Below are 26,819 nucleotides of genomic sequence, written 5' to 3'. Positions count from 1 at the left end.
TGGTGGGTAGTCGGGTCGCTAGTTGGACGGGAAGTTGTACGAGGCACCCGAGGCGTGGGTGGGCTCAGGCCAGCGTGAGGTGACTACTTTGCCACGGGTGTAGAAGGAAACGCCTTCCGGGCCGTAGATGTGCTTGTCACCGAACAGTGAGGCCTTCCAGCCGCCGAAGGAGTGGTAGGCCACCGGCACGGGCAGCGGCACGTTGATGCCGATCATGCCCACTGTCACGGAGCGCTGGAACTTGCGGGCGTTGGCGCCGGAGGAGGTGAAGATGGCGGTGCCGTTGCCGTAGGGGTTGGAGTTGATCAGGCTGATGCCTGCCTCCAGGTCCTCGACGCGGACGACGACGAGGACCGGTCCGAAGATTTCCTCGGTGTAGGCGGTCATTTCGGCCTTGACGTGGTCCAGGACGGTGGGGCCGACCCAGAAGCCTTCCTCGTGGCCGGGGACCACCAGGTCGCGGCCGTCCACCACCATGGCCGCTCCCGCGGCTTCCGCCTCGGTGACGATCTTCACGATGCGTTCCTTGGAGGCGGGCGTGATGACCGGTCCCATTTCGGCGTCGGGCGCGGTGCCGTTGTTGACCTTGACGGCCAGGGCACGCTCCTCGACCTTCTTGACCAGCAGATCGGCGGCATCGCCGACGGCGACGGCGACGGAGATGGCCATGCAGCGTTCGCCGGCGGAGCCGAAGGCGGCGGCGGCGAGGTGGTCCGCGGCGTTGTCCAGGTCCGCGTCGGGCATCACGATCGCGTGGTTCTTCGCGCCGCCCAGGGCCTGGACCCGCTTGCCGTGCTTGGTGGCGGTCTCGTGGACGTACTGGGCGATCGGGGTGGAGCCGACGAACGAGATGCCGTCCACGTCCGGGTGGGTCAGGAGCCCGTCCACGGTTTCCTTGTCGCCGTGCAGGACCTGGAAGACGCCGTCGGGCAGTCCGGCCTGCTTCCATAGCTTGGCCAGCAGCATCGAGGCGGACGGGTCGCGTTCGGAGGGCTTGAGGATGAAGGAGTTGCCGGTGGCAATCGCCATCGGAGCCATCCACAGCGGCACCATCACGGGGAAGTTGAACGGGGTGATGCCGGCGACGACGCCGAGCGGCTCGCGGAAGGAGAAGACGTCGATGCCGGTGGAGACCTGGTCGGAGTAGTCGCCCTTGAGCAGCTGCGGGATGCCGCAGGCGAACTCGATGACCTCCAGGCCGCGGCCGATCTCGCCCTTGGCGTCGGAGAGGACCTTGCCGTGCTCTGCGGTGATCAGTTCGGCGAGCTCGTCCACGTGGGAAGCTACGAGTTCGCGGAACTTGAACAGCACAGCGGTGCGCTTGGCCAGGGAAATGTCGCCCCAGCTGTCGGCGGCGGCGCGGGCGGCGGCCACGGTGGCGTCCAGGTCCGCCCGGTTGGCCAGCCGCAGCTCCGCGGACACGGCACCGGTGGCCGGGTTGTAGACGGGCTGGGTGCGGGTGCCCTCGCCGGCAGTCTCGGCGCCGTTGATGAAGTGGTTGATCGTGGTGGTGACGGTCGTCGTTGACATGGTGTTGGACTTCCTTGGTCTGTGGGGAGTGTGTGTCTGGGAAATTAGCCGAGCAGTTTGCGCTGGCGGTTCTTGTGGTCGGTGTAGGTCTGGAACGCCTGCCGGGTGGAATCGAGATCGGAAACCTGGGAGACCGGAACGTCCCACCATGATTCGGAACTCGGGGCATCCAGCAGCGGGTCGGATTCGACGTGGATCAGGATGGGCCCGCCGCGCTCGGGGGCGGCCTTGGCGTCGCGGATGGCCTGCTCGAGTTCGGCGATGACCTTCTCCCCCGGTTCGATCCTGATCACCTTCACGCCGAGGCTTTCGGCGTTAAGGGCCAGGTCCACCGGAAGGGTTTCGCCTTCGTCGAAGCTGTGCTGTTCCTCGTTCAGCGCACGGTACTGCGTGCCGAACCGCTGCGAACCCAGCATCTCGGAGAGCGAGCCGATGGAGGCGTAGCCGTGGTTCTGGATCAGGACCACGATCAGCTTGATCCGTTCGGCGACGGCGGTGACCAGTTCGGTGTGCATCATCAGGTAGGAGCCGTCCCCCACCATGACCACGACGTCGCGCTGTTCACCGCCGCGCGCGGCCTCCGCCAGCGCCGCGCGTTTGACGCCCAGCCCGCCGGGGATTTCGTAGCCCATGCAGGAGTAGGCGTATTCGACGTGGTAGCCGAAGGGGTCCCGGACACGCCACATCTTGTGCAGGTCACCGGGCAGGGACCCCGCGGCGCAAATGACGACGTCCGCCGCGTCCATGGCCCGGCTGGTGGCGCCGATGATCTCGTTCTGGGCCGGCAGCGGCGTGAACCGGGTGTCGAACGCTTCGTCCACCGTGGCGTCCCAGCGCTTCTTCTCGGCAGCGATCCGCTGTTCCAGGTCGGCACCGACGCGGTAGCCGCCCAGGGCCTGGTTCAGCTTGACCAGGGCCTTGCGGGCATCGGCGACGATCGGCAGCGAGGTGCCGTGCTTGTACGCGTCGATGGCGGCCACGTTGATGTTGATGAACTTCACGTCCGGGTTCTGGAACGCGGTCCGCGACGCGGTGGTGAAGTCCTCATAGCGCGTGCCGATCCCGATGATCAGGTCCGCTTCGGCTGCGATGGCGTTCGCCGCCGTCGTGCCGGTGGAACCGATCGCACCGAGGGAGAACTTGTGGTCCCAGGGCAGGACGCCGACGCCGGCCTGGGTGTTGCCCACCGGGATGCCAGTCAGTTCGACGAACGTCGCGAGTTCGTCGTTGGCGTAGGCGTAGAGGACGCCGCCGCCGGCAATGATGAGCGGGCGTTTCGCGGCACGGATGGCTTCCGCGGCACGGCGGATGTCCCCGTCCTCGGCCTCGGGGCGGCGGATGCGCCACTCGCGCTCGGCCAGGAACTCCCCGGGCACCTCGAACGCCTCGGCCTGGACATCCTGCGGCAGCGAGATGGTCACGGCGCCGGTTTCTGCCGGGTCGGTCAGGACGCGCAGGCCGTGGTGGAACGCGGAGAAGAGCTGCTCGGGCCGGGTCACCCTGTCGAAGAACTTGGACAGCGGCCGGAAGGCGTCGTTGACGGTGATGTCGTAGGCGTAGGGCTGCTCGAGCTGCTGCAGGACGGGGTCCGCGGCGCGGGTGGCAAAGGTGTCACTCGGGAGCAGCAGCACCGGCAGGCGGTTGGTGGTGGCCAGTGCCGCCCCGGTGAGCAGGTTCGAGGACCCCGGCCCGATCGAGGTGCTGATCGCGAACGTCTGGCGGCGCCGGGTGTGCCGGGCGTAGCCCACAGCCTGGTGCGCCTGGGCCTGTTCGTTGCGGCCCTGGTAGTACGGCATGATCGCGGGATCGAGCTGCTGGTACTGCTTGAGGGCCTGGCCGACGCCGGCAACGTTGCCGTGCCCGAAGATGCCGAACGTTCCGGGAATCAGGCGTTCCCGGTAATCCAGCCCGCCGACAGAGTCAACGGTGTACTGCTTGGAAAGGTATTCCACCACGGCCTGGGCCACGGTCATACGACGGGTTCCGGTTGCTGTTCTCGTCCCCATGGGAAGTTACTCCGATACTTCTGCGGTGTGGGCTGATGCGGTGTGGTGAAGGAGGGAGGCGGCGGTGGCCACGGCCCCGGCAACGTCGCCGTCCTGCGGGTACAGGAGGGTCCGGCCGACAGTGAGGCCCTGCACGCCGGGGAGGGCCAGGGCGGCTTCCCACGTGGCGAAGACCTCGTCCTGGGTACCTTCCGGATCCCCGCCCAGCAACACGGTAGGCATGGTGGTGGCGGCCATAACGCGCTCCATCCCGGCCACCACGGGCAGCTTCATCCACGTGTACGCGCTCGTGGAGCCCAGGCCCTCGGCGATCGCGATGGACTTGATGACTGCGTCCGTGGACAGGTCGTTGCGCACCTTGCCGTGTTCGCGGACCGACAGGAAGGGCTCCACCATGGCGATCAGCTTGCGTTCAGCGAGGGAGTCGATGACCTTGGCCGTCGCTTCCAGCATGGACACCGTGTCCGGGTCGCTCAGACAGATGCGCGTGAGCATCTTCCCGCCGTCTGCCCCCAGGGCTTCCAGGGCTGCGGCGGTGTGGCCGGTGAAGCGGTCATCGAATTCGTTGACCAGGCCGGACAACCCGCCGCGGTTCATCGATCCGAACAGCAGCTTGCCCTCGAGTGCCCCGAGCAGAAGCAGGTCGTCCATGATGTCCGGCGAGGCGAGCACGCCGTCCACATCGGGGTTGGCCAGCGCAATCTGCAGGCGGTCCAGCAGCTGCCGGCGGTCCGCCATGGCCACCGGATCGTTGCCGACCGCGAGGGCGCCGCGGGCGGGGTGGTCGGCGGCGACGATGAAGTTCTGCCGGCCGTACTTAAGCCCGGGGTGGCGGCGCCGCGCCTTGGCAGCGCGGGCAATAGCGTCCGGATCCTCCAGGCGGATGGTGCTCAGGTGCGCGTAGCGGCGGGGATCATCGTCGAGGGCATTGTTCGAGGCGATGGGCGTGAGGGTCACAGTGCTGCTCCTTCTGTGGCGAACTGCCCGGGAACCAGGCGGCCGCGTTCGGCCAGCAGCGAGGTGACCTCGGCCGGCGTCGGCATCGCGTCGGCGCAGGACAGGCGGGAGGCGACGATCGCGCCGGCGGCATTCGCGTAATCCAGGACCTGGGCCAGGGGCCAGCCGGCCAGCAGTCCGTGGCAGAACGCGCCGCCGAAGGAGTCTCCGGCGCCGAGGCCGTTGACGGTCTCCACCGGAACGGGGGCGGAGACCACGCGTTCGGTGCGGGTCTTGGCCATCACGCCCTCGGGGCCGAGCTTGACGACGGCGATTTCAACGCCGGCGGCCAGGAGCCGGTCTGCCTGCTCGTCCGGAGTTCCCTCCCCCACCGCGACGGCACATTCCTTGTCATTGCCGATCGCCACCGTGACATGCGGCAGGATCCTGGCGACCTGGGCACGGGCCTCCGCTTCCGAGGACCAGAACATGGGCCGGTAATCCAGGTCCAGGATGGTGTACTGCCCCTCCTTCAGGCCGGCGTGCGGGCGCGCTTCGTGGGCCTTGATGTGTGCTTCGCGGCTGGGCTCCTGGCACAAACCGGTCACCGTGGACCAGAAGATCCGAGCCTCCCGGATGGCGTCCAGGTCCAGCTCTTCGGCCCTGATCTGCAGGTCCGGGGCCGTGGGAAAACGTCCGTAGAAGTAGAGCGGGAAGTCTTCCGGCGGCTTGATCGCGCAGAACGTGACCGCGGTGGGCCATTCCTTCACCGGCGTCACGAACGTGTCGTCCACGTTGAACTTGTGCAGTTCGCGGTGCAGGTACGTGCCGAAGGCGTCATCGCCGGTGCGGGTGATGACACCGGTCCGGCGGCCGTGCCGCGCGGCTGCCACAGCCACGTTGGACGGTGAACCACCGAGGTACTTTCCGAAGGACGTGACGTCCTCCAGATTCACCCCGATGTCGTTCGGGTAGATATCAACGCTGATGCGCCCGATCGTGAGCAGTTCGTGGGTCACGGTAATCGCGGACCTTTCTGGTTTGAACTCTGTACCTCTGAACAGATAGAGCTCCGGTTCCTGGCGGACCCCCGTGAGCGGGGCCACAACCACTACTTTGCCCTAGAAATAATGTCCTGTCAAAGGTTTGTACTGACATATTTACAACTTGGCATAACGCGCCGACCTGCCACCCGCGGGACTGCCCGGCGGGGGCAAAAAGCCCGGGCTACTTCCGTGGAACCGCCAGCTCTCCGGTGACATACTGGGCCCGGCCGAAGCCGAAGGACCAGTCGCCGGCAGTATTCTCCACATATCCGATAAACACGTCCTCGCCGGCCACGCCCAGCTCACCCAGCCTGCCCGCGATCGCCGCAAAGAGGGATTGCTTGGCCTCCTGACTCCGGCCGCCCTGGGTAAAAATCTGGATCATCACCACGTCCGGCGTGCGCTCAAACCCCAGCCCGGCATCCTGGGCAAGGATCTGCCCGCGCGGATGTTCGGTCAGGACATGGAAGTAGTCGCGCTCGGGGATCCCGTATTCCGCCAGGATCGCATCATGGATCCCCCGGCTAAGACGGCCCAGATCCTCAGGACTGCGGCCCTGGTTGACATCAATTCGCACGAGAGGCACGCTTTGCTCCTTCAATAGTTTGTACTGACATACTAACAAACTATGGAAGGAAGGGACAAGCCGACAGTGCGGGGAAATACCCCTTGCCCCGGGGACTGCAGCAGGCGTAGCCTTAAACAACCAACAGGTTGATAAAGCGATTGATTGACTAATGGCGAGGTGATTGGCAGGCCATGGACACCGGCGACGATGAACTGCTCGATGCGGCCTTCCTGGCCCTCGCCGATCCGGTCCGCCGGCGCATCATCTCCCGGCTCAGCCGGGGCCCGGCTACCGTCAACGAACTGGCGGAACCCTTCGCGATCACCAAACAGGCGGTCTCGAAGCACATCCAGGTCCTCGAGCAGGCGCAACTGGTCACCCGCACGCGTGACGCCCAGCGCCGGCCCGTCCACCTGAACCCCGCACGGTTGGAGGCGCTCACCGCATGGATTGACCAGTACCGGTTGGTCCGCGAGGGGCAGTTCCGCAGCCTCGATGCCGTACTCCAATCCAGGGCCGCCGCAGGCGGCACACAGGCAAAGGACCCATCATGAGCAACGAACTGAAACTCAGCATCCCCGAGGGACTCCCCTTCATTGACTACGAACGGGAATTCGACTTCCCGGTGGCGGATGTGTTCCGCGCCCACAAGGAGCCGGACCTGATCGTCCAGTGGCTCGGGCCCCGTGGACTCAAGATGGAAATCAACCACTACGATTTCCGCACCGGCGGCAGTTACAGCTACCTCCACACGGGACCGGACGGCTCCGCGTACGGGTTCAACGGCGTCTTCCATACCGTCCGCGAGAACGAGTTCGCCGTCCAGACCTTCGAATTCGACGGCTACCCGGACGTGGTCAGCATCGAATTCCTCACCTTCGAGGACCTGGGCGGCGGCCGGTGCCGCATCAAGGGGCACTCCGTCTACCCGAGCCAGGAGTCCCGCGACGGCATGGCGCAGTCCGGCATGGAGGGCGGCATGACGGAGGGCTATGAGCGGCTCGACGAACTCCTCGGCGGGACTGCCGGCAGCCTGGTGGCCGGGGAGGGAACGGCATGAGCAACGCACTGAAGCTCGTGGCCCCGGAGAATCTTCCATTTGTGGACTCCGAGCGCGAGTTTGATTACCCGGCGGCAGCGGTCTTCCGCGCGCATGTGGATCCCGGGCTGTTCCGGCAATGGATCGGACCGCGGGAACTGACCACGCGGATTGACGGGTTTGATTGCCGCCCAGGCGGAACGTACCGCTTCGTGCAGGAGGGCAGGGACGGCCGGGAGCATGCGTTCCGCGGCGTCTTCCACACGGTCCGCGAGAATGAGTTTGTGCTGCAGACGTTCGAATATGAAGGGTATCCGGATGTTGTCACGCTGGAGTTCGGAACATTCGAGGACCTGCCGGGCGGGCGTTCCAAGCTCACCGGCAGGTCCGTTTACCCCAGCGTGGAAGCACGCGCCCGGTTTCTGGCTGACGGCATGGAAGCCGGCATTGCTGCAGGCTACGAACAGCTGGACGAGCTGCTCGACACATAGCGCGAACGGACAGTTGTGGCCCCTGCGCCCGGGGCCACAACTGTCCGTTCGCGCTGCCCCAGAGGTGGGCGGCCAGTGAGGCAGCTGGCGGTTAAAGAAAAGCACGACGGCGTCCGGTCACCTTCCCAGGGGAAGGCGACCGGACGCCGTCGTACTTTTGGTGCTGTGGTGTTTCGGACCTAGAGGGTCGCGAAGACCTCGCGCAGCAGCTTGGCGGTCTCGGACGGCGTCTTGCCGACCTTGACGCCGGCGGCCTCGAGGGCTTCCTTCTTGGCCTGGGCGGTGCCCGCGGAACCGGAGACGATGGCGCCTGCGTGGCCCATGGTCTTGCCTTCCGGAGCGGTGAAGCCTGCCACGTAGCCGACAACCGGCTTCGTGACGTTTGCCTTGATGTAGTCCGCGGCACGCTCTTCAGCGTCGCCACCGATCTCGCCGATCATCACGATCGCCTTGGTCTCGGGGTCCGCTTCGAACGCTTCGAGGGCGTCGATGTGCGTGGTGCCGATGACGGGGTCGCCGCCGATGCCGATGGCGGTGGAGAAGCCCAGGTCCCGCAGTTCGTACATCATCTGGTAGGTCAGGGTGCCTGACTTGGAGACGAGGCCGATGGGGCCCTTGCCCGTGATGTTTGCCGGCGTGATGCCAACGAGGGCCTCGCCGGGGGTGATGATGCCGGGGCAGTTCGGTCCGATGATGCGGGTGACCTGCTTGCCGTTGGCGTCGACCTTGGACTGCGCCAGTGCCCAGAACTCAGCGGAGTCCTGGACCGGCACGCCCTCGGTGATGACGACAACCAGGCCGATGCCGGCCTCGATGGCTTCAACAACGGCGTCCTTGGTGAACGCCGGCGGTACGAAGACGATGGAGACGTCGGCGCCGGTCTCGGCAATGGCTTCCTTGACCGTGCCGAAAACGGTGATTTCGTTATCGCCGTGCAGGACCGTGGTGCCGGCCTTGCGGGCGTTGACGCCGCCCACGACGTTGGTGCCGGCCTTGAGCATCAGGGCGGTGTGCTTGGTGCCTTCGCCGCCGGTGATGCCCTGGACGATGACCTTGGAGTCCTTGTTCAGATAGATAGACATGGTGCGTCCCTTTACTTAGCTGCGTTGGCGAGCTCGGCGGCCTTGTCGGCGCCCTCGTCCATGGTGGCGGCCAGGGTAACCAGCGGGTGGTTGGCCTCGGCCAGGATGCGGCGGCCTTCTTCGACGTTGTTGCCGTCGAGGCGGACAACCAGCGGCTTGTTGGCGGAGTGCCCCAGCTCAGCCAGTGCACCCACGATGCCCTTTGCCACAGCGTCACAGGCGGTGATGCCGCCGAAGACGTTCACGAACACGGACTTGACCTGCTCGTCGCCCAGGATGACGTCCAGACCGGCAGCCATAACCTCGGCGGACGCTCCACCGCCGATGTCCAGGAAGTTGGCGGGCTTGACGTTGCCGTGGTTTTCACCGGCGTAGGCAACGACGTCCAGGGTGGACATGACCAGGCCGGCGCCGTTGCCGATGATGCCAACTTCGCCGTCCAGCTTGACGTAGTTCAGGTCCTGCGCCTTGGCCTTGGCCTCGAGCGGGTCAGCAGCATCCTTGTCTTCGAGGAGTGCGTGCTTGGGGTGGCGGAAGTCCGCGTTCTCGTCCAGGGTGACCTTGCCGTCAAGGGCAACGATCTCGCCGGCGCCGGTCTTGACCAGCGGGTTGACCTCAACCAGGGTTGCGTCTTCCTTCTTGAAAACGTCCCACAGCTTCAGGATCACGTCGGCGACTTTGCCACGCAATTCCTCCGCGAAGCCTGCAGCGGCAACGATTTCATCGGCTTTTGCCTGGTCGATTCCCACAGCGGGATCGATGGCGATTTTGGCGAGCGCCTCGGGGCGTTCGACGGCGAGCTGTTCGATTTCCATGCCGCCTTCTACCGAGCACATGGCCAGGTAGTTGCGGTTGGCCCGGTCCAGCAGGACGGAGAAGTAGTATTCTTCGGCGATGTCCGCGCCCTGGGCGATCATGACCTTGTTGACCGTGTGGCCCTTGATGTCCATGCCCAGGATGTTGGTGGAGTGCTCCAGAGCCTCATCGGCGGTCTTGGCGACCTTAACGCCGCCGGCCTTGCCTCGGCCACCGACCTTAACCTGTGCCTTGACGACAGTTACGCCGCCGATCTTCTCGGCAGCTGCCTTTGCTTCTTCAGGGGTGTGCGCCACGATGCCAGCAAGCACGGGTACACCGTGCGCCTCGAACATATCGCGCGCCTGATATTCAAACAGGTCCACGGTTTAGTGTCCTTCTACGTCGAAGTAGTTTCTGTACAGCCGGACCCCACGTAGTCGTGGTTACCGGGCTGCGGAATAAACGCACCCTGCGGCAGGTTTGGAAACGAGCCACACGGCGCAATGCTCCTTTCGGAACTCTAGTCCTTTCTGCGGACCGGCCCGTTCCAGAGTACCTGTTATGTGAGTAAGGACACTATTCTATGGAGCGTAGAAAAACCCCTAGATTACGGGCTTTTTGCCCCCTCCGAGGGCGTCGCTGAGGCGTTTTCACTGCCGCCGGAAACTAGTTCGTAATGGTCCCGGGAAATGAAGAAGGCAACACCGGCTGAGACGTTTCCGCAGGCCACGCCGCCGTTGTAGGCCGAGCAGCGCAGCCCGTTCCGCTCCAGGTTCTGGCCGTCCTCCAGGACGGGGAGCTGGGATACGGGGCCGGCTTTGCTGCCTTTGGGCCCGAATTCGGCTTCCATCTGGGTCACACCGGAGCGGCATTCGCCGTAGCTCGCCTTGTCCGGCGTGAGGAGGGCTGCGCCGCCCAGGTAGCCCAGGCCGGTGCCGGCGCAGTCGTCCGTGACGTCCGCGGGATCAGGTTTGGCATACCTTGCCAGCTCGCAGTGCGCCACCGGCACGATGGCGAGCTTGTTGTTGCCGGGGTCGCTGAAGGCGTTTGGTTCATACGGCAGGTTGACGTGTTCGCCGCGCGCCGAGGTGAGGGAGCAGACGGTGTTTCGGTCCGCCGTGACGAAGCTGAGTACGTCCGCGCCCGCAGAGAACGGGGCGGAGTCCGCCACAGGCGCCTGTTCCAGCTGCTCCAGCACGGGAAGCGGCGGCGGGGGCACGTAATCCGGGTCCTTCTGCGTGACGGTGCACGCCGTGCAGGCCATCAGGAAGAGGGCGGCCAGGATCCCCAATACAGTCCGTCGCATGGCACCCATTATGCGTCATGACTGCCGTCACCCCGCGCCGGGAGCCAGCACGCTTTCGACGACGGCGGCCGCGGCGTCCGCCGGGTCACGGGTATTCAACTCTTCTTGCATGCTCCTGGCGCGGCTCTTCCAGCCGGGATCTGCCAGGACCGTTTCCACTGCCTTGGCCAGGTCCGCGGGCCTGGGCGCCTCGGTGCGCAGGTTGATTCCTACTCCCGCATATTCCACCCTGGCATTGACGTCGCTTTTGCCCTCATTGATGCCGGACACCACCAGGGGTACACCCTTGGACAGGCTCAGCTGGACTCCGCCGAATCCGCCGTTGGTGACGAAAGCGTCGGTAAAGTCGAAGACTTTGGCGAAGTCCACATAGTCGCGCACCAGGATATTGGGCTGCTGATAGCGTGCCTGCAGGGCGGTAGTGCCGCGGCCGCCGGTGGCCACGATGACCAGCGCGTCCATGTCCTTGACAGCTTCGAGCGCCGGGATGATGAGCTTGCCCTGGTCGGCATTGTCGACCGTCCCCTGCGTGATCACCAGGGTTTTGGAGTACCCTTTCGGCCACTCATCGTCCGGGCCTGCCGCCCCGGCGTCAGCAGCCTTGGCAGCCCCTGGCAGGCGGTATGGAAGAAGGGCGCCGACATACCTGACCTTGGGATTGACGTTGCGGCGGGGAAAGTCCAGCTGCGCCGGGCCCGTCTGGATGGTCGCGTCGGAGCAACGGTAGGGTTCATCGGTGAGCCGCCCTCCCCGGGGCACCTCCTGCCCAAAGGCCGCATGTTGCCGCCGGTAGCTTTGTCCTGCGGGCCGAAGAATGACTTTGTCCGAGATCAGGCCGGCCGCAGCCTGCAGGGCCCGTTCCACGGGATTGCGCGGCGGAAGGAACCCAAAGAAGAGCGGCGGAACCTGCGGGTCGCTTTCCATGTTGGGGATCGCCACAAAGTTCACCACCGGCTTGCCCAACAGATGCGACACGAGCCGATGGATGAACATGGAACTGTCCGCCACCAGGACGTCGAAGGTAAAGTCCCGGTGCAGGTCGCGGATGTCCTCGAAAAAGCTGGTGACGTTGCTGGCGAAGATCTTCTCGCCGTCGAACCCAATGGCCCGGGGCCCTTTCAGCCGTGCCCGCTCCGGATAGAGTTCCTCGAGGTTATCCGCCCGGTGCTCCGTGGCACGCCGGAACGGATGGAGCGGAATACCCAGGCCGTGGAGCTTGTCCCGGAAGACGGGCCCTGTGTACCAGCGGACGTCGTGTCCGTGCTCCTTGAGGCGCATCGCCACACCGGTCATAGGATTGAAATGGCCTTCTATGGCCTGGCTGGCGAAAAGGACTTTCATGCGGATCTGCTCCTGGTGGTGCTGATGACACGAGCTGAGATCCCTGAACTGTAATCCTGCCGCCAGGGCCCGGCAAGGGTCACTGCCCGGAGGCGGGACCCTTCCCGTCCTGGAACGGGTGTTAGGCGTCGAGCTTGGTCAGCGGTGCGTACCTCAGCAGCAGGCGCTTTTCGCCGACGCTGAACTTCACCTTGGCCACGGTCTTGTCCCCCGCGCCTTCGACTGCCAGGACGGTGCCGTTTCCGAAGCTCGTGTGGTTCACCTTGTCCCCGACGCTGACGGCAACGACTTCCTTCTGCGGCTGCACGCGGTTCTTGGCGACGGCGGCCGGAACATCGGCATTGAAGCCGGCGGAAGGGCTCGCCGCATTGCCGCGGGCCGTGCCCGCACCCCAGAACGATCCGCCGTACCGGCTGGAGCCGATGGACGCCCCGCTCCCCCAGCCACTGACCTGCCGGGAGGTACCTTCACGCCGCCATTCCACCAGTTCGGCGGGAATTTCCTCGATGAACTGGCTGGCCGGGTTGTACTGGCTCTGGCCCCACATGCTGCGGACTTCCGAGCGCGTCACATAGAGGCGCTTCCGGGCACGGGTCAGGCCCACGTAGGCCAGCCGCCGTTCCTCCGCGAGCTCCTTGGGATCCGTGGCCGAACGCTGGTGCGGGAAGAGGCCGTGCTCCATGCCGGTGAGGAACACCACCGGGAATTCCAGCCCCTTGGCGGTGTGGAGGGTCATGAGCGTCACCACGCCCAGTCGTTTGGCTTCCGCCACGGCGGCATCGATGTCAGCGCCCGGGGCGTCCGGGATCTGGTCGGCGTCCGCCACGAGTGACACCTGCTCCAGGAAGGCGCCCAGGGAACCTTCGGGGTTCTCCTGCTCGTATTCGCGCACGACGGCGACGAGTTCCGCGAGGTTTTCCACCCGGGACTCATCCTGGGGATCGGTGCTGGACCGCAGCCCTGCCAGGTACCCGGTCTGCTCCAGGACAGCTTCCAAGGCAGCAGCGGCACCGGAGCCGCTGGCCACCTCGGCGAGGTCATCCAACAGCTTCACGAACCCAAGCACCGCGTTGACCGAGCGGGTGGCCATCCCCGGCGCCTGGTCCGCGCGGCGGGCGGCGGCCATGAATGAGGTCCGTTCGCGTTCGGCCAGGGCCGCCACGGCACCCTCGGCGCGGTCGCCGATGCCGCGTTTGGGTTCGTTGAGCACACGGCGCAGGTTGACGTCGTCGTCGGGGTTTACCAGCACGCGCAGGTACGCGAGGGCGTCCTTGATTTCCTTGCGCTCGTAGAAGCGCGTGCCGCCCACCACCTTGTACGGCAGGCCAACGCGCACCAGGACATCTTCGATGGAACGGGACTGGGCGTTGGTGCGGTAGAAGATCGCGACGTCGCCGGGGCGCAGGTTGTCCTCGTCCTGCAGCCTGTCGATTTCCTTGGCGATGAACTGGGCTTCGTCGTGTTCGTTTTCGCCCACGTAGCCGATGATTTTGTGGCCTTCACCCTCGGCGGTCCAAAGCCTCTTGTCCGGACGGTTGGGGTTGCGGGAAATCACCGAGTTGGCGGCTGTGAGGATGTTCTGGGTGGAACGGTAGTTCTGCTCCAGCTTGATGGTGCGCGCGTTCGGATAGTCCTTTTCGAACTCCACGATGTTGCGGATGTCCGCCCCGCGGAACGCGTAGATGGACTGGTCCGAGTCGCCCACCACGGTGAGTTCGGAAGCCCCGGGCCCCTCGCCCACAATTTCGCGGACCAGCGCGTACTGGGCGTGGTTGGTGTCCTGGTATTCGTCCACCAGGACGTGCCGGAAGCGCCGGCGGTACGATTCGGCGAGCGCCGGGAAGGCTCGGAACATATAGACGGTTTCGGCGATGAGGTCGTCAAAGTCCATGGCGTTGGCCTGGCGCAGCCGCTGCGTGTAGCCCTTGAAGACGTCGGCCACGGCTTGTTCGAAGGGATCGTTGTAATTGGCCGAGGAGGCATACGAATCGGCGTCGATCAGCTCGTTCTTCAGCGCCGAGATCTTGTGCTGGATGGCCTTGGGCGCGAACTTCTTGGGGTCCAGGTCCAGGGTTTTGGACACCTGGGTGACAAGCCGCAGGGAGTCCGCGGAGTCATAGATGGAGAAATTGGACTTGAGTCCGACGTTGGCGGCTTCCTGCCGGAGGATGCGCACGCAGGACGAGTGGAAGGTGGAAATCCACATGATCTTGGCGCGGCCCCCCACCAGTGCTTCGATGCGCTCCCGCATTTCCGCGGCGGCCTTGTTGGTGAAGGTGATGGCCAGGATCTCACCATGATGCGCCCTCCGGGTGGCGATGAGGTAGGCGATCCGGTTGCTGAGTACGCGTGTCTTGCCGGATCCGGCTCCGGCCACGATGAGCAGCGCGCCGCCGGTGTGCTTGACCGCTTCTTCCTGCTGGGGGTTGAGGCCCTGCAGGAGTTCGTCCACGCCGGGCAGCTTGGGACGTGCCCGTTCCCCCTCGGATTCCGGCCCGCCGTTCCCGTAGCGGGCCGGATCTTCCCCTGCCCCGGGGCGCGACTTGGTGAGCGCTGCCGCTTTCGGGGCAGCCTTGAACGGTCCGTCAGCATACGGGTCAAACAACATATCCATGGTGCTATAAGTCTAGGCGGTGGGGCCGACACTCACTTCCGGACCGGCCTGCGTTCGGCTCAGAGCGTGTCCAGGGCCCTTACTCCACCGAGCCGGACTCGAGGGCGGCGCGGAGCTGCCGGACCGCCGTCGTGCCTCCTGCAACGAACCACTCCAGGCCGTTGACGCGCACGACGTCGACGGCGCCGCCGGCGGCAAGCACAATGGCTTTGCCGGGGAGCCAGTCCCATTCGGGGCAGCTGTGCTGAAACCAGCAGTCGAGCTCGCCGTCGGCCACCCGGCCAAGGTCGCAGGACCCTGATCCGAACATTCGCAGCGATGCAGCCGCGGTGGCCGCGGAGTGCCAGGGCATGGCGCACAGCGGGTCCGCAAGCCACGAGGGGTGGATGTAGGTTGCGGCGCCCTGTTCGGCCAGCGGCTGCAGCGTCCGCGCCCCGCCGTCCATATGGAAGGACGTCAGCCGTTCACCGTTCAGGGTGGCTGGCCGGGTGGTTCCGCCCAGCCAGAGTTTGTCCTCTTCAGGCTGGAAAATGGCGCCGAGAACCGTGCCGGCCGAGTCCTTGAGGGCGAGCGCGGAGCACCAGTACGTGGAGCCGTGCAGGAAGTTGTAGGTGCCGTCCACGGGGTCGATCACCCAGGTCCGCCCGCTGCTCCCCTCCACGGAGGCGCCTTCTTCCCCCAGGATGCCGTCGTCCGGGCGGCAGCGCCGCAGCTGTTCGAGGACATAGGCTTCGGCGGCGTGGTCGGCAGCCGTGACCACATCGGAAACCGAGGTCTTCTGCTGTCCTTCCAGGCCGCCCTGGCGCATCATCAGGGCCAGCATCCCGGCTTCCCGGACCAGTGCCTCGGCCAGCTGGTAATCGTCCAGGCCCGCACTGAGCTCCGCCGCGCTGTGCCTGCCAAGTTTGTGTCTTCCAAGTTCCGTCACGCGTCCCAGCCTATCCGCGGCCGCAGGCGGGGAACAGGCGGGGACAGGAACAGCGATAATGAACCCATGGCCAAGACACCAGCACAGCGGATCAAGAAACATGGCGCCAACGCGTCCGTTCCCCAGCACCACCTGCCGCCGGTGATCAACCCCACCACCCAGCGGTCGCCGGAGAAAGCGCGGAACAACAGCAACGTAATCCTCATTGCCGGCGTCGTGGCCAGCCTCTTCCTGTTCTGGTACCTGCATTTGCTGACGCTGAACCAGCTCACCCAGCTCTCCGGCGGCCTGCCGATGCCCGATTCGCTGATCGGCGGTTTTGACCAGGGCTTCGTGGACCAGCTGAGGGCGGCGATGAATGAGGAAGCCCGCGGCCAGCTCAACTATGTCCACAAGACGGCGGGAACGCTGTTTCCGCTGATTTTCGGCTTCACGTGGCTCCTGCTGATTGGGACCAACGTGGCACGCAAAACGCTCCGCTGGTCGCTCTGGGCGCTCCCGCTCCTTTTCGCCGCCGCCCGGCTGTGGGGAAACGCTGCCATCGATTCCATGCTGTCCGCGTCAACGGCCGACGGCGGCCAGGTGGCCCTCGCGTCCGCCCTCACCGTCAGCGGCTGGGTACTGCTCGTGGTGAGCCTGCTGGCAGGCGGCGCGGCGGTGTTCCTGGGTCGGAAGCCCAAGGGTCGCTAGCCCCTCAAAGGGTCCCGGCTGCTTGGGCAGCTATCCGCGCCTTCCGTGCCTTCAGTTCCTGCCGGACGCGCTGGGCAATCACCAGCCCCGTGGTGGCCAGGCCGATCGTGACCGGATAGCCCATAAACCGCTCCAGCGTGCCCGGCTCCGGGACATCCATGCCAGTGGCCCCGCCGATCGCCAGCGCCCCAAAAGACACCGCCCCGCACGCAAGGATGAACCATCCCAGCGGCGACTGCCTCAGCCACAGCGTGCCTAACAGCAGCAGCGCCAACGCCCCGCCGATGAAGTACATCAGGGCGCCGGTCAGATGCACGGCGAACCATCCGGCGTCCTCGGGCACCAGCCCCACAATGACGGTCCCGGTGCCAGCAGTGAAGGTGAGGACCTTGGCCGCAAGGGCCGTGAACCAGGGAACACGGTGGCCGGGACCGAAGGTAAGCCGGACGCCGGGCCGGGCTGCGACGCACAGGAGTGCCGAGCTGAGGAGCAGCGCCCCCACCAGCATGCCCAGGCCCTGCACCACGAACGAGGCATTCATGACCGCGTGCAGGGGCGAACACACGTCCCTGCTTTCATAAAGGCCGCAGTGGACGGCCCCGAGATCGCTGATGTAGCCGGTCCGGCGGTCGTAGGGCTGCGGACCGGACCACGCCGCGATCACCGCCGATTCAGCCACGAAATACTGCAGCACGCTCAGCTTGGCCCAGGCCCCGAAATACTCCCGGGTGGAGGCTATGTCCGGGAGGAATCCGGCCCGGAGGGACGTTGCTGGTGTTGCTGCAGTCATGTCAAGAGCGTAGTACGCGCCTGTACCTTGTATGCTTGTATCCGTGCCCGAACAGGACGGCCTGGTGCCAACCACTTCGGACGCCCGCCCTCGTAGCTCAGTGGATAGAGCACGGCTCTCCTAAAGCCGGTGTCGTTGGTTCGATTCCAATCGAGGGCACTTGAACTTCCAGCGGCAGGATGCAGAGCTGAACGAGGCGCAGGATTTCGATCTGCGTGCCTACCTGCTGGGCAGCTGGTCCGTGGAGCGCACCCTGTGGGACCGCAGCTCCGACGCCCGAGGAACCTTCACCGGCGTCGTCCGCTTTTCCCCGAACGACGACGGCGGCCTTGCCTTCCATGAAGAGGGCACCATGCGCTGGCCTACTCCCGCCGGCGACACGTTCACCGGCCCCGCGAGCCGGGACTACATCCTGCATCCCACGGCCGCCTCCGACTCGATGGACATGACGTTCCCCGACGGCCGGCCGTTCCACCGGATGAGCTTCCGGGCCGAGTCCAGCCACGACGAGCACTGGTGCGACCCGGACACCTACCGCGTCACCTATGCGCTCCGCGGCCCGGACGAGTTCAGCTACTCCTGGGACGTTCACGGGCCGCGGAAGAACCAGCTCCTGGAATCCGTGCTGCGCCGGCTGGCGCGGGACGGAGCAGGTCCGGACGGGCTGGCGCCGGACGTGGCGGGCTCCTATGGGCTAGGGTCGTAGCCGTGAAAGACCGCATTGTTGTGTCCGCCGTCTGCGTCTATGACGATCGGGGCCGCCTGCTGACCGTCCGCAAGCGCGGCACGGACAAGTTCATGCACCCCGGCGGCAAGCCCGAATCCGGCGAAACCGCAGCCCAGGCCGCCTCGCGTGAACTGCTGGAGGAAGTGGGCATCGAGGTGGCGCCCGAAGACCTGCGGCCCATGGGCGTCTGGCTTGCCGACGCCGCCAACGAGGCCGCCACGGACATTGAGGCAACAGTGTTTACTGCTCCGGGCACCTGGAGGGCGCACCCCTCGGCCGAGATAGCCGAAATCCGCTGGCTGGACCTGGCCGCCGAGCCGCCGGCCGACCTTGCACCCCTGCTGACGGACCACATCCTGCCCGCCCTGGCGGCGGACCGCGCGTAGGGGCCGGGCCTAGAACTCGGGAACGGCCTCTTCCACCACAGCGTTCGCTTCCGCGAACTGGGTGCGGTAGAGCTCCGCGTACCGGCCTTCCGCCGCGAGCAACCCGGTGTGGGTGCCGCGTTCCACGATGGCGCCGTCCTCCACCACCAGGATCATGTCCGCGGCGCGGATGGTGGACAGCCGGTGGGCGATCACGACGGCGGTGCGGCCTTCGAGCGCTGCCCCCAGCGCAGCCTGCACGGCCGCTTCGTTGGTGGAATCCAGGGCGGCCGTGGCTTCGTCAAGGATGACGACGCGCGGCTGCGCGATCAGCAGCCGGGCAATCGTGAGGCGCTGGCGTTCACCGCCGGAAAGCCGGTAGCCGCGCTCCCCCACCACTGTGTCAAGGCCGTCGGGCAGGGACCGGATCATGTATTCGAGCCGGGCCTGGCGCAGCACATCCCACATGTCCGCTTCTGTGGCGTCCGGGCGGGCCAGCCGCAGGTTGGAGGCGATGGATTCGTGGAACAGGTGCCCGTCCTGGGTCACCATGCCCAGCGTCGCCCGCATCGAATCAAAGGTGGCGTCACGGACGTCCAGGCCGGTCCCGGGCACTGTTCCGCCGAGGCGCACGGCGCCGGAATCGACGTCGTACAGCCGTGACAGCAACTGGGCGATGGTGGACTTGCCGGCGCCCGAGGACCCGACCAGGGCAACGGTCTGGCCCGGTTCCACCCGGAAACTGATGCCGTGCAGCACTTCTTCGCCGCCGCGGGTGTCCAGGGTGGAGACGTCCTCGAGCGACGCCAGCGACACCTTGTCCGCGGCAGGGTAGGCGAACCGGACGTCGTCGAACTCCACCGAGACGGGACCCGGCGGCACCTCAACGGCGTCGGGCTTCTGCTGGATCAGGGGCTTGAGGTCGAGGATTTCGAAGACCCGCTCAAAACTGACCAGGGCGCTCATGATTTCCACCCGGGCGTTGGAGAGCGCGGTGAGCGGCGCGTACAGGCGGGTGAGCAGCAGCGCCAGCACCACGACGTCGCCCGCGGCGAGCTGGCCCTGCAGGGCGAGGAAGCCGCCCAGCCCGTACACGAGGGCAAGCGCCAGCGCCGAGACCAGTGTGAGCGCGGTGACGAACGTGAACTGGAGCATGGCGGTGCGCACGCCGATGTCCCGGACCCGCCCGGCGCGGACGGCGAACTCACGGGATTCCTCGTCGGGGCGGCCGAAGAGCTTGACCAGCGTGGCGCCGGGCGCGGAGAACCGCTCGGTCATCTGGGTACCCATGGCGGCGTTGTGCTCGGCAGCCTCGCGCCGAAGGTCGGCCAGTTTGGACCCCATCCGGCGTGCCGGAATGAGGAAGATCGGCAGCAGGATCATGGCCAGCACGGTCACCAGCCAGGACTTGCCCAGCATCACCACGAGGGTGAGCGCCAGGGCCACCACGTTGCTGACCACGCCGGACAGCGTGCCGGCGAAGGCCGACTGCGCGCCGATGACGTCGTTGTTCAGCCGGCTGACCAGGGCCCCTGTGCGGGTGCGGGTGAAGAAGGCGATGGGCATCTTCTGGACGTGGTCGAACACCTTGGTGCGCAGATCCACGATCACGCCCTCGCCGATGGTGGAGGACAGCCAACGGGTCACGAGCCCCAGCCCGGCCTCGGCCACGGCCACGACGGCGATGAGCACCGCCAGCCTCATCACGACGTCGGTACCGGCGCCTGCGATGATGGCGTCCACCACCTGGCCGGCAAGGACCGGGGTGGCCACGGCCAGGACAGCCATGGCGATCGAGAGCAGCACGAAGGCGATGAGCTTGCGGCGGTGCGGCCGGGCGAAGCCGAATACGCGCTTGAGAGTCGCCTTGGAGAACGGCTTGGAACCGCTGGCGGCCCGCGTGATGTTGTAAAGGGAGCTCCATGCTACCCGGTCCATGCTCATCGTGACTGGCCTTTCATGGCGCCGTTCCCGGCGCCTGGTGATGCCGCGGCTGGTGCGGACCCGCCGGCGGGCAGCTCGGTCACCACGCCGTCCTCCACATTCCAGCGGACGTCCAGGCGTACGTTTTCCAGCAGCCTGCGGTCGTGCGTCACCAGGAGCAGGGCGCCGTCGTAGCTTTCCAGGGCCTCCTCGAGCTGCTCGATGGCGGGCAGGTCCAGGTGGTTGGTGGGCTCGTCCAGGACCAGCAGGTTCACGCCGCGAGCCTGCAGCAGGGCAAGGGCCGCGCGGGTCCGTTCGCCCGGGGAGAGCGAGTCGACCGGGCGCGAGGTGTGGTCCGCCTTGAGTCCAAACTTGGCCAGCAGGGTGCGGACTTCCGCCGGGGTCAGCTCCGTCAGGACAGCCTCGACGGCATCGCCGAGGGTGAGGTCACCGGCCAGCAGGCCGCGGGCCTGGTCGATTTCGCCAATGGCTACGGAGGCGCCCATGGCGGCGTTGCCGGAGTCCGGCTTCCGGATCCCCAGCAGGAGCCGGAGCAGCGTGGACTTGCCGGCCCCGTTGGGACCGGTGATGCCGATGCGCTCCCCGGCGTTGAGCTGCAGGTTCACCGGCCCCAGGGTGAAGTCACCCTGGTGGACGACGGCGTCCCGCAGCGTTGCCACAACGGCACTGGATCGCGGGGCCTGGCCGATGCTGAACTGCAGCTGCCACTCCTTGCGCGGCTCCTCCACTTCGTCGAGCCGGGCGATCCGGGATTCCATCTGGCGCACTTTCTGGGCCTGCTTCTCCGAGGATTCGGTGGAGGCCGCACGGCGGATCTTGTCATTGTCAGGGCTCTTCTTCATGGCGTTCCGGACGCCTTGGGAGCTCCACTCACGCTGGGTCCGGGCGCGGGAAACGAGGTCCGCCTTCGTGTTGGCGAACTCCTCGTACCGCTCCCGGGCATGGCGGCGGGCCACGGCGCGTTCCTCCAGGAAGGCCTCGTAGCCGCCGTCATACACCGCCACGGAATTCTGGGCGAGGTCCAGTTCCACGATGGTGGTGACACAGCGGGCCAGGAACTCACGGTCGTGGGATACCAGGACCACACCGCCGCGGAGCCCCTGCACGAACGCCTCCAGCTTGGCCAGTCCGTTGAGGTCAAGGTCGTTGGTGGGCTCATCGAGCAGGACCACGTCGAAGCGGCTCAGCAGGGCGGCAAGCGCCACGCGTGCCGCTTGCCCGCCGGACAGCCCCGTCATAAGCGCCTCCGGCCCCACCTCCAGGCCCAGGTCGGCAAGGACCGGCGCGATCCGGTCGTCCAGGTCCGCAGCGCCGGAGGCCATCCAGCGGTCAAAGGCCAGGGAGTAGGCGTCATCGGCACCGGCGGCACCCGAGCCCAGAGCCTCCGCCGTTGATTCCATGTCTGCCGTTGCCTGTGCACAGCCGGTCCGGCGGGCGACGTACCCTGCCACTGTCTCGCCGGCGACGCGTTCGTGTTCCTGCGGCAGCCAGCCAACGAAGGCATCGGCCGGGGCCAGGCTCACTGATCCGGCCAGCGGCTGGTCCGCCCCTGCCAGCAGCCGGAGAAGTGTGGATTTGCCGGCGCCGTTCGCGCCAACAACGCCCACGACGTCGCCCGGGGCCACGGTGAGGGAAAGTTTTGAGAAGAGTGTGCGGTGGTCGTGACCGCCCGAAAGATCTTTGGCAACAAGGGTTGCAGTCATTAGTCCATCCTCTCACTGCGGCCCAAAACGGCCTGAAATCCCGCCGGGCATGGAAGAACCCGCTGGTCCGGACTTGGGGGGTGTACGGACCAACGGGTTCGACCATCTAGCATAGTTCATATACCCCCCGCCGTAAAATCGACTGTCGCTACTCCAACCGCCCCACCCCGCAGGAAGCCATCCATGCCACTCCCCGCCAAGGCGTTCCAACGCTGGCTTCACGGAATAGCGCCCCAGGCGAGCACCGCCGATATCTGCAGGATCTCCGGAGTCAAGCGGACCACCCTGGCGCAGCAGCTGGTCCGCGGGAAGGTGGCGGAAAGCACCGTTGTCAGCATCAGCCGTGCCTTCAATATCAACCCGGTGGCGGCGTTGGCCACCTTCGCGAGTTACAGCGAGCTTGCCGGAAGCCCCGTGCTGCCCACTGCCGCGGAACTGGTCAGCCAGATCGCCACCATGGACCTCCTGAGTGCGGTCATTGCCCGCTCCGCCGGTGCAGCGGCCGGCGGCGACGCTGACAAGCCGCCTGCGCCGCGGCTCACACCCGCGCCGCATGCGACCTCCGTGAAGAACTGGGTAGACGCAGTCGACGACGGCGAACTCCGGCACCGGGTTTCCGCCGCCACCGGGATCGCCCCCCAGAATTACTCCGCGCAGCTGACCGCCAACCGGCTGACCCCGGAGCTGGCCATCGCCACGTCCAGGGCAGCCGGTGTCGGGCTGACGGGCGGGCTGGTGGCCACGGGGATGATTACCGAGTCCGAGGCCGGCTGGCCGCCCGGCGCACGGCAGGCAGCACTGGACGCCCTGTCCGACGGCGAGCTCGCCGCCCTGGCCGGCGAGCGGCTGCAGGCCCTGGGGAAGACCCTCAAGCGCCAGGAACAAGACCACCAACAAACCAAAACGATCTGGGAGAACCTCGGATGATCGAGATCCTGCAATGGTCCACCCTGGCCGTCTGCTGCGCCGCTGCCGTGGCGCGAATTCCAAGTGCGGTCAGGGGTGAGAACAGGTCACTCTTTTACATCTTCGTGCTGGCCACACTCGCAATCCTCCTGAGCATTGACGGCCCGTATGTAGCCATCGACGGCCTGCTCGGCGGCATCAACGTCGCCAACCTCATACTGCGCTTCGTCCTCTTCGCCGTCATCTTTTTCATTGGGCTGCGTTGCGTTAATGCCTTCGGCGCCGACAAACAGAGGCGCTGGCTGGTCGGGAGGCCTGGACTGCTGGTGTTTGGCCTCATATCTGCCGTCATGGTCGTCTTTTTCGCCATGATGGATTCGTTTAGCTCGTCGGCGGGGCTAAGTGCGGTGTACGAGCGCAGCACCCGCAATGCCCACCTGGTGGAGTATTACGGTGCAGCCGGACGGGCCTACCCGGCCTACGTTTCCCTTGTGCTTCTCCCCGCCATGGTGAAGGCGGTTGGCAGCCGGCTGCCAGGGCTGGTGCGGGCGGGTGCCCTCCTGCTGGCCATTGGCGGTGTCTGCCTGACCGTGAGCCTGCTGTTTCCCTTCTTCCCGGCACAGTTGACTCCCCTGAAGTTCATCATCAATTACGGAGCCGCGCTGTGCTTCGTGGTGGGCCTCGCCGCCTTCTGGATGGCCAGGGTCCGGGCAACGCAAGCCGCCCCGCAAAAGTCATCTACCGCAAAGTAGACTTAGGGCTTTCACAAAATCATTAGAACGTGAGAGAATCATGAATGTGTGAAAGTGGCTTCTGCTTTGCGCCGGGAATGGGGACAATCCGTTCGACGCCGGGCGGGCCGCTGAACACAATTGGGGGGATGAGTGGTGGCGGGCCGTTGGGGACCGCCCCCACTCAGCCTGTTTAACGGCTGTTGCGCCTCAGCGGGTGAATCGGAGCGTCACAAGCTGGAACGGCCGGAGCGTCAGTTTCGCGGAATCCAGGCCCGCCGTCACGCCCTGGCCCGCGATGGGACGCTCCAGCAGATCCACGGCATGGACGCCCTTCGTGTCGAAGTTGGCCGTCACCATTCCCTCGGACCGCTCCCCCAGGGACTCGTAGAGACGCACGATGACGTCACCGGAGCCGTCTTCCGCCAGCTTCACCGCCTCGACCACGATTCCCTGGTTGAACACCGTGAACAGGGGGCTGACGGCGTGGTCGCCCTTCACGATGCGCGGTGCAAGGTTGGTCCGGTAGCCCTCTTCCACGGCATCGGCGATGGCCGCCCCGGGCCTGATGGTCACCATGAGTTCGTGCCGGCCACGGTCCGCACCTGGATCCGGGTACTTGGGGGCGCGCAGCAGCGACGTGCGCACCGTGGTGGTGGTGCCGCCGTCGTCCCTCACGCTGCGGGTGACGTCGTGGCCGTAACTGGAGGCGTTGGACACCGCCACGCCATAGCCCGGCTCCGCCACGTGGATCCAGCGGTGGGCGCAGATTTCGAACTTCGCCGCCTCCCAGGACGTGTTGGTGTGGGTGGGCCGGAACACATGACCGAACTGGGTCTCCGACGCTGAGCGGTCCGCCCGGACGTCCAGCGGGAAGCCGATCTTGAGCAGCTTTTCCCGCTCCTGCCAGTCCACGGCGGTCAGGATGCTCAGTGATCCGGAGCCGGCCTCCAGCGATATCCGCTGGGTGATGGCTGACGATCCGGCCAGCCGTTCCACCACCACGACGGCGTCCCAGCCGCCCCGTTCCAGGGTCACCGAGCGCGCTTCGGTCAGTGAGGTGACGTTCCGGCGGTAGAACTCGTCAATGTCCCACGCGTCCCATTCGTTGGGCGTATCGCGGTGGAGTTCCAGATGGTTCCCGAACTGGCCCGGGGCAATCGCTTCGCGGCCGCTCGCGTGGTCGAGCAGCGAGGTCAGGAGTCCGTTGGCGTCCAGCACGGCCCTGATCATGCCGTTGTCCAGGATGTAGCCCCCGCCGGATTCGGTCACCGTCACCGGGTGGTCGCTCCGGACGGGTTCGGCGGCGGCCAGGGCGGGAACACCACTGCGTTCGTGCGGCGCTGCGTTGAGCAGGAACGCAGTGGTGCCTTCACCGAGCACGGCGCGCGCGGCGCCGGCGATGATGGCCTCAAGCGCATCCGCGACAGCCGCATAGTTCCGCTCGGCGTCCTGGTGGACCCACGCGATCGAACTCCCGGGCAGGATGTCATGGAACTGCTGGAGCAGGACCAGCTGCCACAGGCGTTTCAGTTCGGCCGCCGGGTAGGCGAACCCGCCCGCGGTGCGGACGGAGGCCGTGGCGCACCACAGTTCGGCTTCCCGGAGGAGGTGTTCGCTGCGGCGGTTGCCCAGTTTGGTTTTTGCCTGGCTGGTGTACGTTCCGCGGTGCAGTTCCAGGTACATCTCCCCCACCCACACGGGCAGGGACGTGTATTCAGCCTGCGCCTGCGTGAAGAAGTTGGCGGCAGTGCCGATCCGCACCTTCGGGGAGCCTTCGAGGTCGGCCGTGCGGTGGGCTGCGGCGATCATTTCCCGGGTTGGTCCGCCGCCGCCGTCGCCATAACCGAACGGGACCAGCGAGACAGTGCCACGGCCATGGTCCCGGTAGTTCCGTTCGGCGTGCGCCAGTTCGCGGCCGCTCAGTTCCGAGTTGTAGGTGTCAACGGGCGGGAAGTGGGTGAACAGCCGGGTGCCGTCGATCCCTTCCCAGTTGAAGGTGTGGTGCGGCATCCTGTTGACTTGGTTCCAGGAGATCTTCTGGGTCAGGAACCACTTGCTGCCGGCCGCCTTGACGATCTGGGGCAGCGCACCTGAGTATCCAAAGGAATCAGGCAGCCAGGCTTCCTGGCAATCCACGCCAAATTCATCCAGGAAGAACTTCTTCCCTTCGATAAACTGCCGGGCCATGGCCTCGCCGCCTGGCATGTTGGTGTCCGATTCCACCCACATGCCGCCCACCGGCACGAATTGGCCGGCCTTGACCTTCTCGCGGATACGGCCGAAGAGTTCAGGGTAGAACTCCTTCATCCAGGCCAGCTGCTGCGCGGACGAACAGGAGAAAACGAAGTCAGGAGACTCATCCATCAGGGCGACGACGTTGGAAAACGTGCGGGCACACTTGCGGATGGTTTCCCGGACCGGCCATAGCCAGGCGGAGTCGATGTGGGCGTGGCCCGTGGCAACCAGCTGATGGGCCGAGGCGTAGGCCGGGCGGGACAGCACATCGGCCAGGGCTGTACGGCCCGCCGCGGCGGTGCCGGGAACGTCGTCCGGATCCATGATGTCCAGCATCCGTTCCAGGGCGCGGAGGATCTCGTGCCGGCGCGGCAGTTCCATGGGGAGCTCGTGCATGAGGCCGCTCAGGGTCCAGACATCCTGCTGCAGCGCCCAGACGGTCTGGTTGAGTTCGGCGATCGCGATGGTGCCAAGCCGGTATTTGGGGTCCTGCCCGGCGGTCGCCTTGTCGCCGTAGGGCATGGCTGCGAAGGTCCAGCCCTGCGCGACGTCGGGATTGGCGGCGGCCTCGACGTAGAAGTCCACTGCCATGCCGCTGCCCAGGAGTTTCAGCGGTATGTACTGGTTCCGCGGTGAGATGGCCTTGATGATGGTTCCGTCCGGCCGCCACGCAATTCCCTCGCACTGGAAGCCGGGGGCCTCCAGGCTGAATCCGAGGTCCACGACGATCTCCACCGTGGTGTCAGGAGCAGTTCCCCATGAGTCCGGCACCTCGCCCTGCAGCCTCATCCATTTGGTGCTCCACGGGCGGCCCCACGGCGACTCGTGGTCCAGCGGGGTGAAGTCTTGGTGGAGGGCTTCCATGACGGAAACTGGCTCGTCCGGAACGTCCCAGCTGCTGAGGTTCAACGGGACGCTGCGGGTATACACCGCAGTGTCCACGCGTTCGCGCATGAAGCGGTCGAGACGGACTTCCGTGATGCGTCGGTCGTCGTGCAATGTGGTCCTCTTTAATGCCTGTGGCCTGGGAGCTGACAGCT

Annotated in this window: 23 protein-coding genes and 1 tRNA gene; 9 read left to right on the top strand and 15 right to left on the bottom strand. The window is 66.1% G+C overall.

Features of this window, described 5'->3' with window-relative positions; all coding sequences use genetic code 11:
• Positions 1-18: 18 nt before the first annotated feature.
• The 5 genes from AC1DRE_RS12690 to AC1DRE_RS12670 all read right to left on the bottom strand — a co-directional run bounded on the left by AC1DRE_RS12690 (position 19) and on the right by AC1DRE_RS12670 (position 6,104).
• On the bottom strand, positions 19-1,530 hold the full coding sequence (locus AC1DRE_RS12690) for a CoA-acylating methylmalonate-semialdehyde dehydrogenase (RefSeq protein ID WP_476984969.1): 1,512 nt from the start codon (positions 1,528-1,530) through the stop codon (positions 19-21).
• Between the two features lie 44 nt (positions 1,531-1,574).
• Complete coding sequence (gene iolD / locus AC1DRE_RS12685; RefSeq protein WP_476985064.1) at positions 1,575-3,503, bottom strand: 3D-(3,5/4)-trihydroxycyclohexane-1,2-dione acylhydrolase (decyclizing); 1,929 nt, start codon at positions 3,501-3,503, stop codon at positions 1,575-1,577.
• A 39-nt stretch (positions 3,504-3,542) separates the two neighbouring features.
• Positions 3,543-4,493: a Cgl0159 family (beta/alpha)8-fold protein gene (locus tag AC1DRE_RS12680; protein ID WP_476984968.1), complete on the bottom strand. Its 951-nt coding sequence runs from the start codon at positions 4,491-4,493 to the stop codon at positions 3,543-3,545.
• A complete protein-coding gene (gene iolC, locus AC1DRE_RS12675) occupies positions 4,490-5,491 on the bottom strand; it encodes a 5-dehydro-2-deoxygluconokinase (RefSeq protein WP_476984967.1) in 1,002 nt (333 codons plus the stop codon). Before iolC ends, AC1DRE_RS12680 begins: the two co-directional genes overlap by 4 nt.
• Positions 5,492-5,699: 208 nt before the next feature.
• Positions 5,700-6,104 (bottom strand): tautomerase family protein, encoded by a 405-nt coding sequence (locus tag AC1DRE_RS12670; RefSeq protein WP_476984966.1) that lies wholly within the window; start codon positions 6,102-6,104, stop codon positions 5,700-5,702.
• Between the two features lie 173 nt (positions 6,105-6,277).
• On the opposite strand from AC1DRE_RS12670, the gene AC1DRE_RS12665 reads away from it, so the two are divergent.
• Genes AC1DRE_RS12665 through AC1DRE_RS12655 form a run of 3 tightly spaced genes read left to right on the top strand, consistent with a single transcriptional unit; the run spans position 6,278 to position 7,616 of the window.
• Positions 6,278-6,640 carry an ArsR/SmtB family transcription factor gene (locus AC1DRE_RS12665; protein WP_214950414.1) on the top strand — a complete coding sequence of 121 codons (363 nt, stop codon included), beginning with the start codon at positions 6,278-6,280 and terminating at the stop codon, positions 6,638-6,640.
• Positions 6,637-7,146: an SRPBCC family protein gene (locus tag AC1DRE_RS12660; protein ID WP_476984965.1), complete on the top strand. Its 510-nt coding sequence runs from the start codon at positions 6,637-6,639 to the stop codon at positions 7,144-7,146. Before AC1DRE_RS12665 ends, AC1DRE_RS12660 begins: the two co-directional genes overlap by 4 nt.
• Positions 7,143-7,616, top strand: a complete 474-nt coding sequence (locus AC1DRE_RS12655) for an SRPBCC family protein (RefSeq protein WP_476984964.1) — start codon at positions 7,143-7,145, stop codon at positions 7,614-7,616. The genes AC1DRE_RS12660 and AC1DRE_RS12655 overlap by 4 nt, the downstream gene beginning before the upstream one ends.
• A 179-nt stretch (positions 7,617-7,795) precedes the next feature.
• Here the strand turns inward: AC1DRE_RS12655 and sucD are convergent, their stop codons facing one another.
• From sucD to AC1DRE_RS12625, 6 genes are all read right to left on the bottom strand, one after another.
• Positions 7,796-8,698: a succinate--CoA ligase subunit alpha gene (sucD, locus tag AC1DRE_RS12650; RefSeq protein WP_214950403.1), complete on the bottom strand. Its 903-nt coding sequence runs from the start codon at positions 8,696-8,698 to the stop codon at positions 7,796-7,798.
• Positions 8,699-8,709: 11 nt separating this feature from the next.
• Positions 8,710-9,879, bottom strand: coding sequence for an ADP-forming succinate--CoA ligase subunit beta (sucC, locus tag AC1DRE_RS12645; RefSeq protein ID WP_104173615.1), 1,170 nt, complete (start codon positions 9,877-9,879; stop codon positions 8,710-8,712).
• 224 nt (positions 9,880-10,103) lie between these two features.
• Positions 10,104-10,811: a hypothetical protein gene (locus AC1DRE_RS12640; RefSeq protein WP_476984963.1), complete on the bottom strand. Its 708-nt coding sequence runs from the start codon at positions 10,809-10,811 to the stop codon at positions 10,104-10,106.
• An 18-nt stretch (positions 10,812-10,829) separates the two neighbouring features.
• Complete coding sequence (locus AC1DRE_RS12635) at positions 10,830-12,143, bottom strand: glycosyltransferase (RefSeq protein WP_476984962.1); 1,314 nt, start codon at positions 12,141-12,143, stop codon at positions 10,830-10,832.
• A gap of 121 nt (positions 12,144-12,264) precedes the next feature.
• Entirely contained in the window at positions 12,265-14,757 is a 2,493-nt protein-coding gene (gene pcrA / locus AC1DRE_RS12630; protein WP_476984961.1) for a DNA helicase PcrA, read from the bottom strand.
• Between the two features lie 79 nt (positions 14,758-14,836).
• The gene (locus tag AC1DRE_RS12625; protein WP_476984960.1) at positions 14,837-15,685 is read right to left on the bottom strand and encodes an inositol monophosphatase family protein; all 849 of its coding nucleotides are present in this window, start codon (positions 15,683-15,685) and stop codon (positions 14,837-14,839) included.
• A 66-nt stretch (positions 15,686-15,751) separates the two neighbouring features.
• Between AC1DRE_RS12625 and AC1DRE_RS12620 the strand changes: the two genes are divergently transcribed.
• On the top strand, positions 15,752-16,375 hold the full coding sequence (locus AC1DRE_RS12620) for a hypothetical protein (RefSeq protein WP_476984959.1): 624 nt from the start codon (positions 15,752-15,754) through the stop codon (positions 16,373-16,375).
• Between the two features lie 4 nt (positions 16,376-16,379).
• Here AC1DRE_RS12620 and AC1DRE_RS12615 read toward each other — a convergent pair whose 3' ends face one another.
• Entirely contained in the window at positions 16,380-17,165 is a 786-nt protein-coding gene (locus tag AC1DRE_RS12615) for a DUF998 domain-containing protein (protein ID WP_476984958.1), read from the bottom strand.
• 86 nt (positions 17,166-17,251) lie between these two features.
• Here AC1DRE_RS12615 and AC1DRE_RS12610 point away from each other — a divergent pair.
• From AC1DRE_RS12610 to AC1DRE_RS12600, 3 genes are all read left to right on the top strand, one after another.
• A tRNA-Arg gene (locus tag AC1DRE_RS12610) sits at positions 17,252-17,324 on the top strand.
• Position 17,325: 1 nt separating this feature from the next.
• Complete coding sequence (locus tag AC1DRE_RS12605; RefSeq protein WP_476984957.1) at positions 17,326-17,871, top strand: DUF6314 family protein; 546 nt, start codon at positions 17,326-17,328, stop codon at positions 17,869-17,871.
• 2 nt (positions 17,872-17,873) lie between these two features.
• Complete coding sequence (locus AC1DRE_RS12600) at positions 17,874-18,278, top strand: NUDIX hydrolase (protein ID WP_476984956.1); 405 nt, start codon at positions 17,874-17,876, stop codon at positions 18,276-18,278.
• Between the two features lie 9 nt (positions 18,279-18,287).
• Here AC1DRE_RS12600 and AC1DRE_RS12595 read toward each other — a convergent pair whose 3' ends face one another.
• Both AC1DRE_RS12595 and AC1DRE_RS12590 read right to left on the bottom strand, forming a co-directional pair.
• The gene (locus tag AC1DRE_RS12595; RefSeq protein ID WP_476984955.1) at positions 18,288-20,201 is read right to left on the bottom strand and encodes an ABC transporter ATP-binding protein; all 1,914 of its coding nucleotides are present in this window, start codon (positions 20,199-20,201) and stop codon (positions 18,288-18,290) included.
• A complete protein-coding gene (locus tag AC1DRE_RS12590; RefSeq protein ID WP_476984954.1) occupies positions 20,198-21,904 on the bottom strand; it encodes an ABC-F family ATP-binding cassette domain-containing protein in 1,707 nt (568 codons plus the stop codon). The genes AC1DRE_RS12595 and AC1DRE_RS12590 overlap by 4 nt, the downstream gene beginning before the upstream one ends.
• Positions 21,905-22,087: 183 nt before the next feature.
• Here AC1DRE_RS12590 and AC1DRE_RS12585 point away from each other — a divergent pair, with 183 nt between their 5' ends.
• The gene (locus AC1DRE_RS12585; RefSeq protein ID WP_476984953.1) at positions 22,088-22,831 is read left to right on the top strand and encodes a hypothetical protein; all 744 of its coding nucleotides are present in this window, start codon (positions 22,088-22,090) and stop codon (positions 22,829-22,831) included.
• Positions 22,828-23,562 (top strand): hypothetical protein, encoded by a 735-nt coding sequence (locus AC1DRE_RS12580; RefSeq protein WP_476984952.1) that lies wholly within the window; start codon positions 22,828-22,830, stop codon positions 23,560-23,562. Before AC1DRE_RS12585 ends, AC1DRE_RS12580 begins: the two co-directional genes overlap by 4 nt.
• Before the next feature lie 189 nt (positions 23,563-23,751).
• On the opposite strand, the gene AC1DRE_RS12575 is transcribed toward AC1DRE_RS12580, so the two are convergent.
• Positions 23,752-26,778 (bottom strand): alpha-mannosidase, encoded by a 3,027-nt coding sequence (locus AC1DRE_RS12575; protein ID WP_476984951.1) that lies wholly within the window; start codon positions 26,776-26,778, stop codon positions 23,752-23,754.
• Between the last annotated feature and the right edge of the window lie 41 nt (positions 26,779-26,819).

Source organism: Arthrobacter sp. P4_H3, assembly GCF_056400885.1.
This window is presented reverse-complemented; position numbering and strand designations above follow the sequence as displayed.

Bases quoted from the DNA above. Each gene is read 5' to 3' on its own strand.
- sucD (WP_214950403.1), bottom strand. From the start codon at position 8,698: ATGTCTATCTATCTGAACAAGGACTCCAAGGTCATCGTCCAGGGCATC.
- AC1DRE_RS12615 (WP_476984958.1), bottom strand. From the start codon at position 17,165: ATGACTGCAGCAACACCAGCAACGTCCCTCCGGGCCGGATTCCTCCCG.
- AC1DRE_RS12665 (WP_214950414.1), top strand. From the start codon at position 6,278: ATGGACACCGGCGACGATGAACTGCTCGATGCGGCCTTCCTGGCCCTC.
- AC1DRE_RS12595 (WP_476984955.1), bottom strand. From the start codon at position 20,201: ATGAGCATGGACCGGGTAGCATGGAGCTCCCTTTACAACATCACGCGG.
- AC1DRE_RS12590 (WP_476984954.1), bottom strand. From the start codon at position 21,904: ATGACTGCAACCCTTGTTGCCAAAGATCTTTCGGGCGGTCACGACCAC.
- AC1DRE_RS12660 (WP_476984965.1), top strand. From the start codon at position 6,637: ATGAGCAACGAACTGAAACTCAGCATCCCCGAGGGACTCCCCTTCATT.
- AC1DRE_RS12690 (WP_476984969.1), bottom strand. From the start codon at position 1,530: ATGTCAACGACGACCGTCACCACCACGATCAACCACTTCATCAACGGC.
- iolD (WP_476985064.1), bottom strand. From the start codon at position 3,503: ATGACCGTGGCCCAGGCCGTGGTGGAATACCTTTCCAAGCAGTACACC.
- AC1DRE_RS12655 (WP_476984964.1), top strand. From the start codon at position 7,143: ATGAGCAACGCACTGAAGCTCGTGGCCCCGGAGAATCTTCCATTTGTG.
- AC1DRE_RS12635 (WP_476984962.1), bottom strand. From the start codon at position 12,143: ATGAAAGTCCTTTTCGCCAGCCAGGCCATAGAAGGCCATTTCAATCCT.
- AC1DRE_RS12580 (WP_476984952.1), top strand. From the start codon at position 22,828: ATGATCGAGATCCTGCAATGGTCCACCCTGGCCGTCTGCTGCGCCGCT.
- AC1DRE_RS12585 (WP_476984953.1), top strand. From the start codon at position 22,088: ATGCCACTCCCCGCCAAGGCGTTCCAACGCTGGCTTCACGGAATAGCG.
- pcrA (WP_476984961.1), bottom strand. From the start codon at position 14,757: ATGGATATGTTGTTTGACCCGTATGCTGACGGACCGTTCAAGGCTGCC.
- AC1DRE_RS12620 (WP_476984959.1), top strand. From the start codon at position 15,752: ATGGCCAAGACACCAGCACAGCGGATCAAGAAACATGGCGCCAACGCG.
- AC1DRE_RS12640 (WP_476984963.1), bottom strand. From the start codon at position 10,811: ATGGGTGCCATGCGACGGACTGTATTGGGGATCCTGGCCGCCCTCTTC.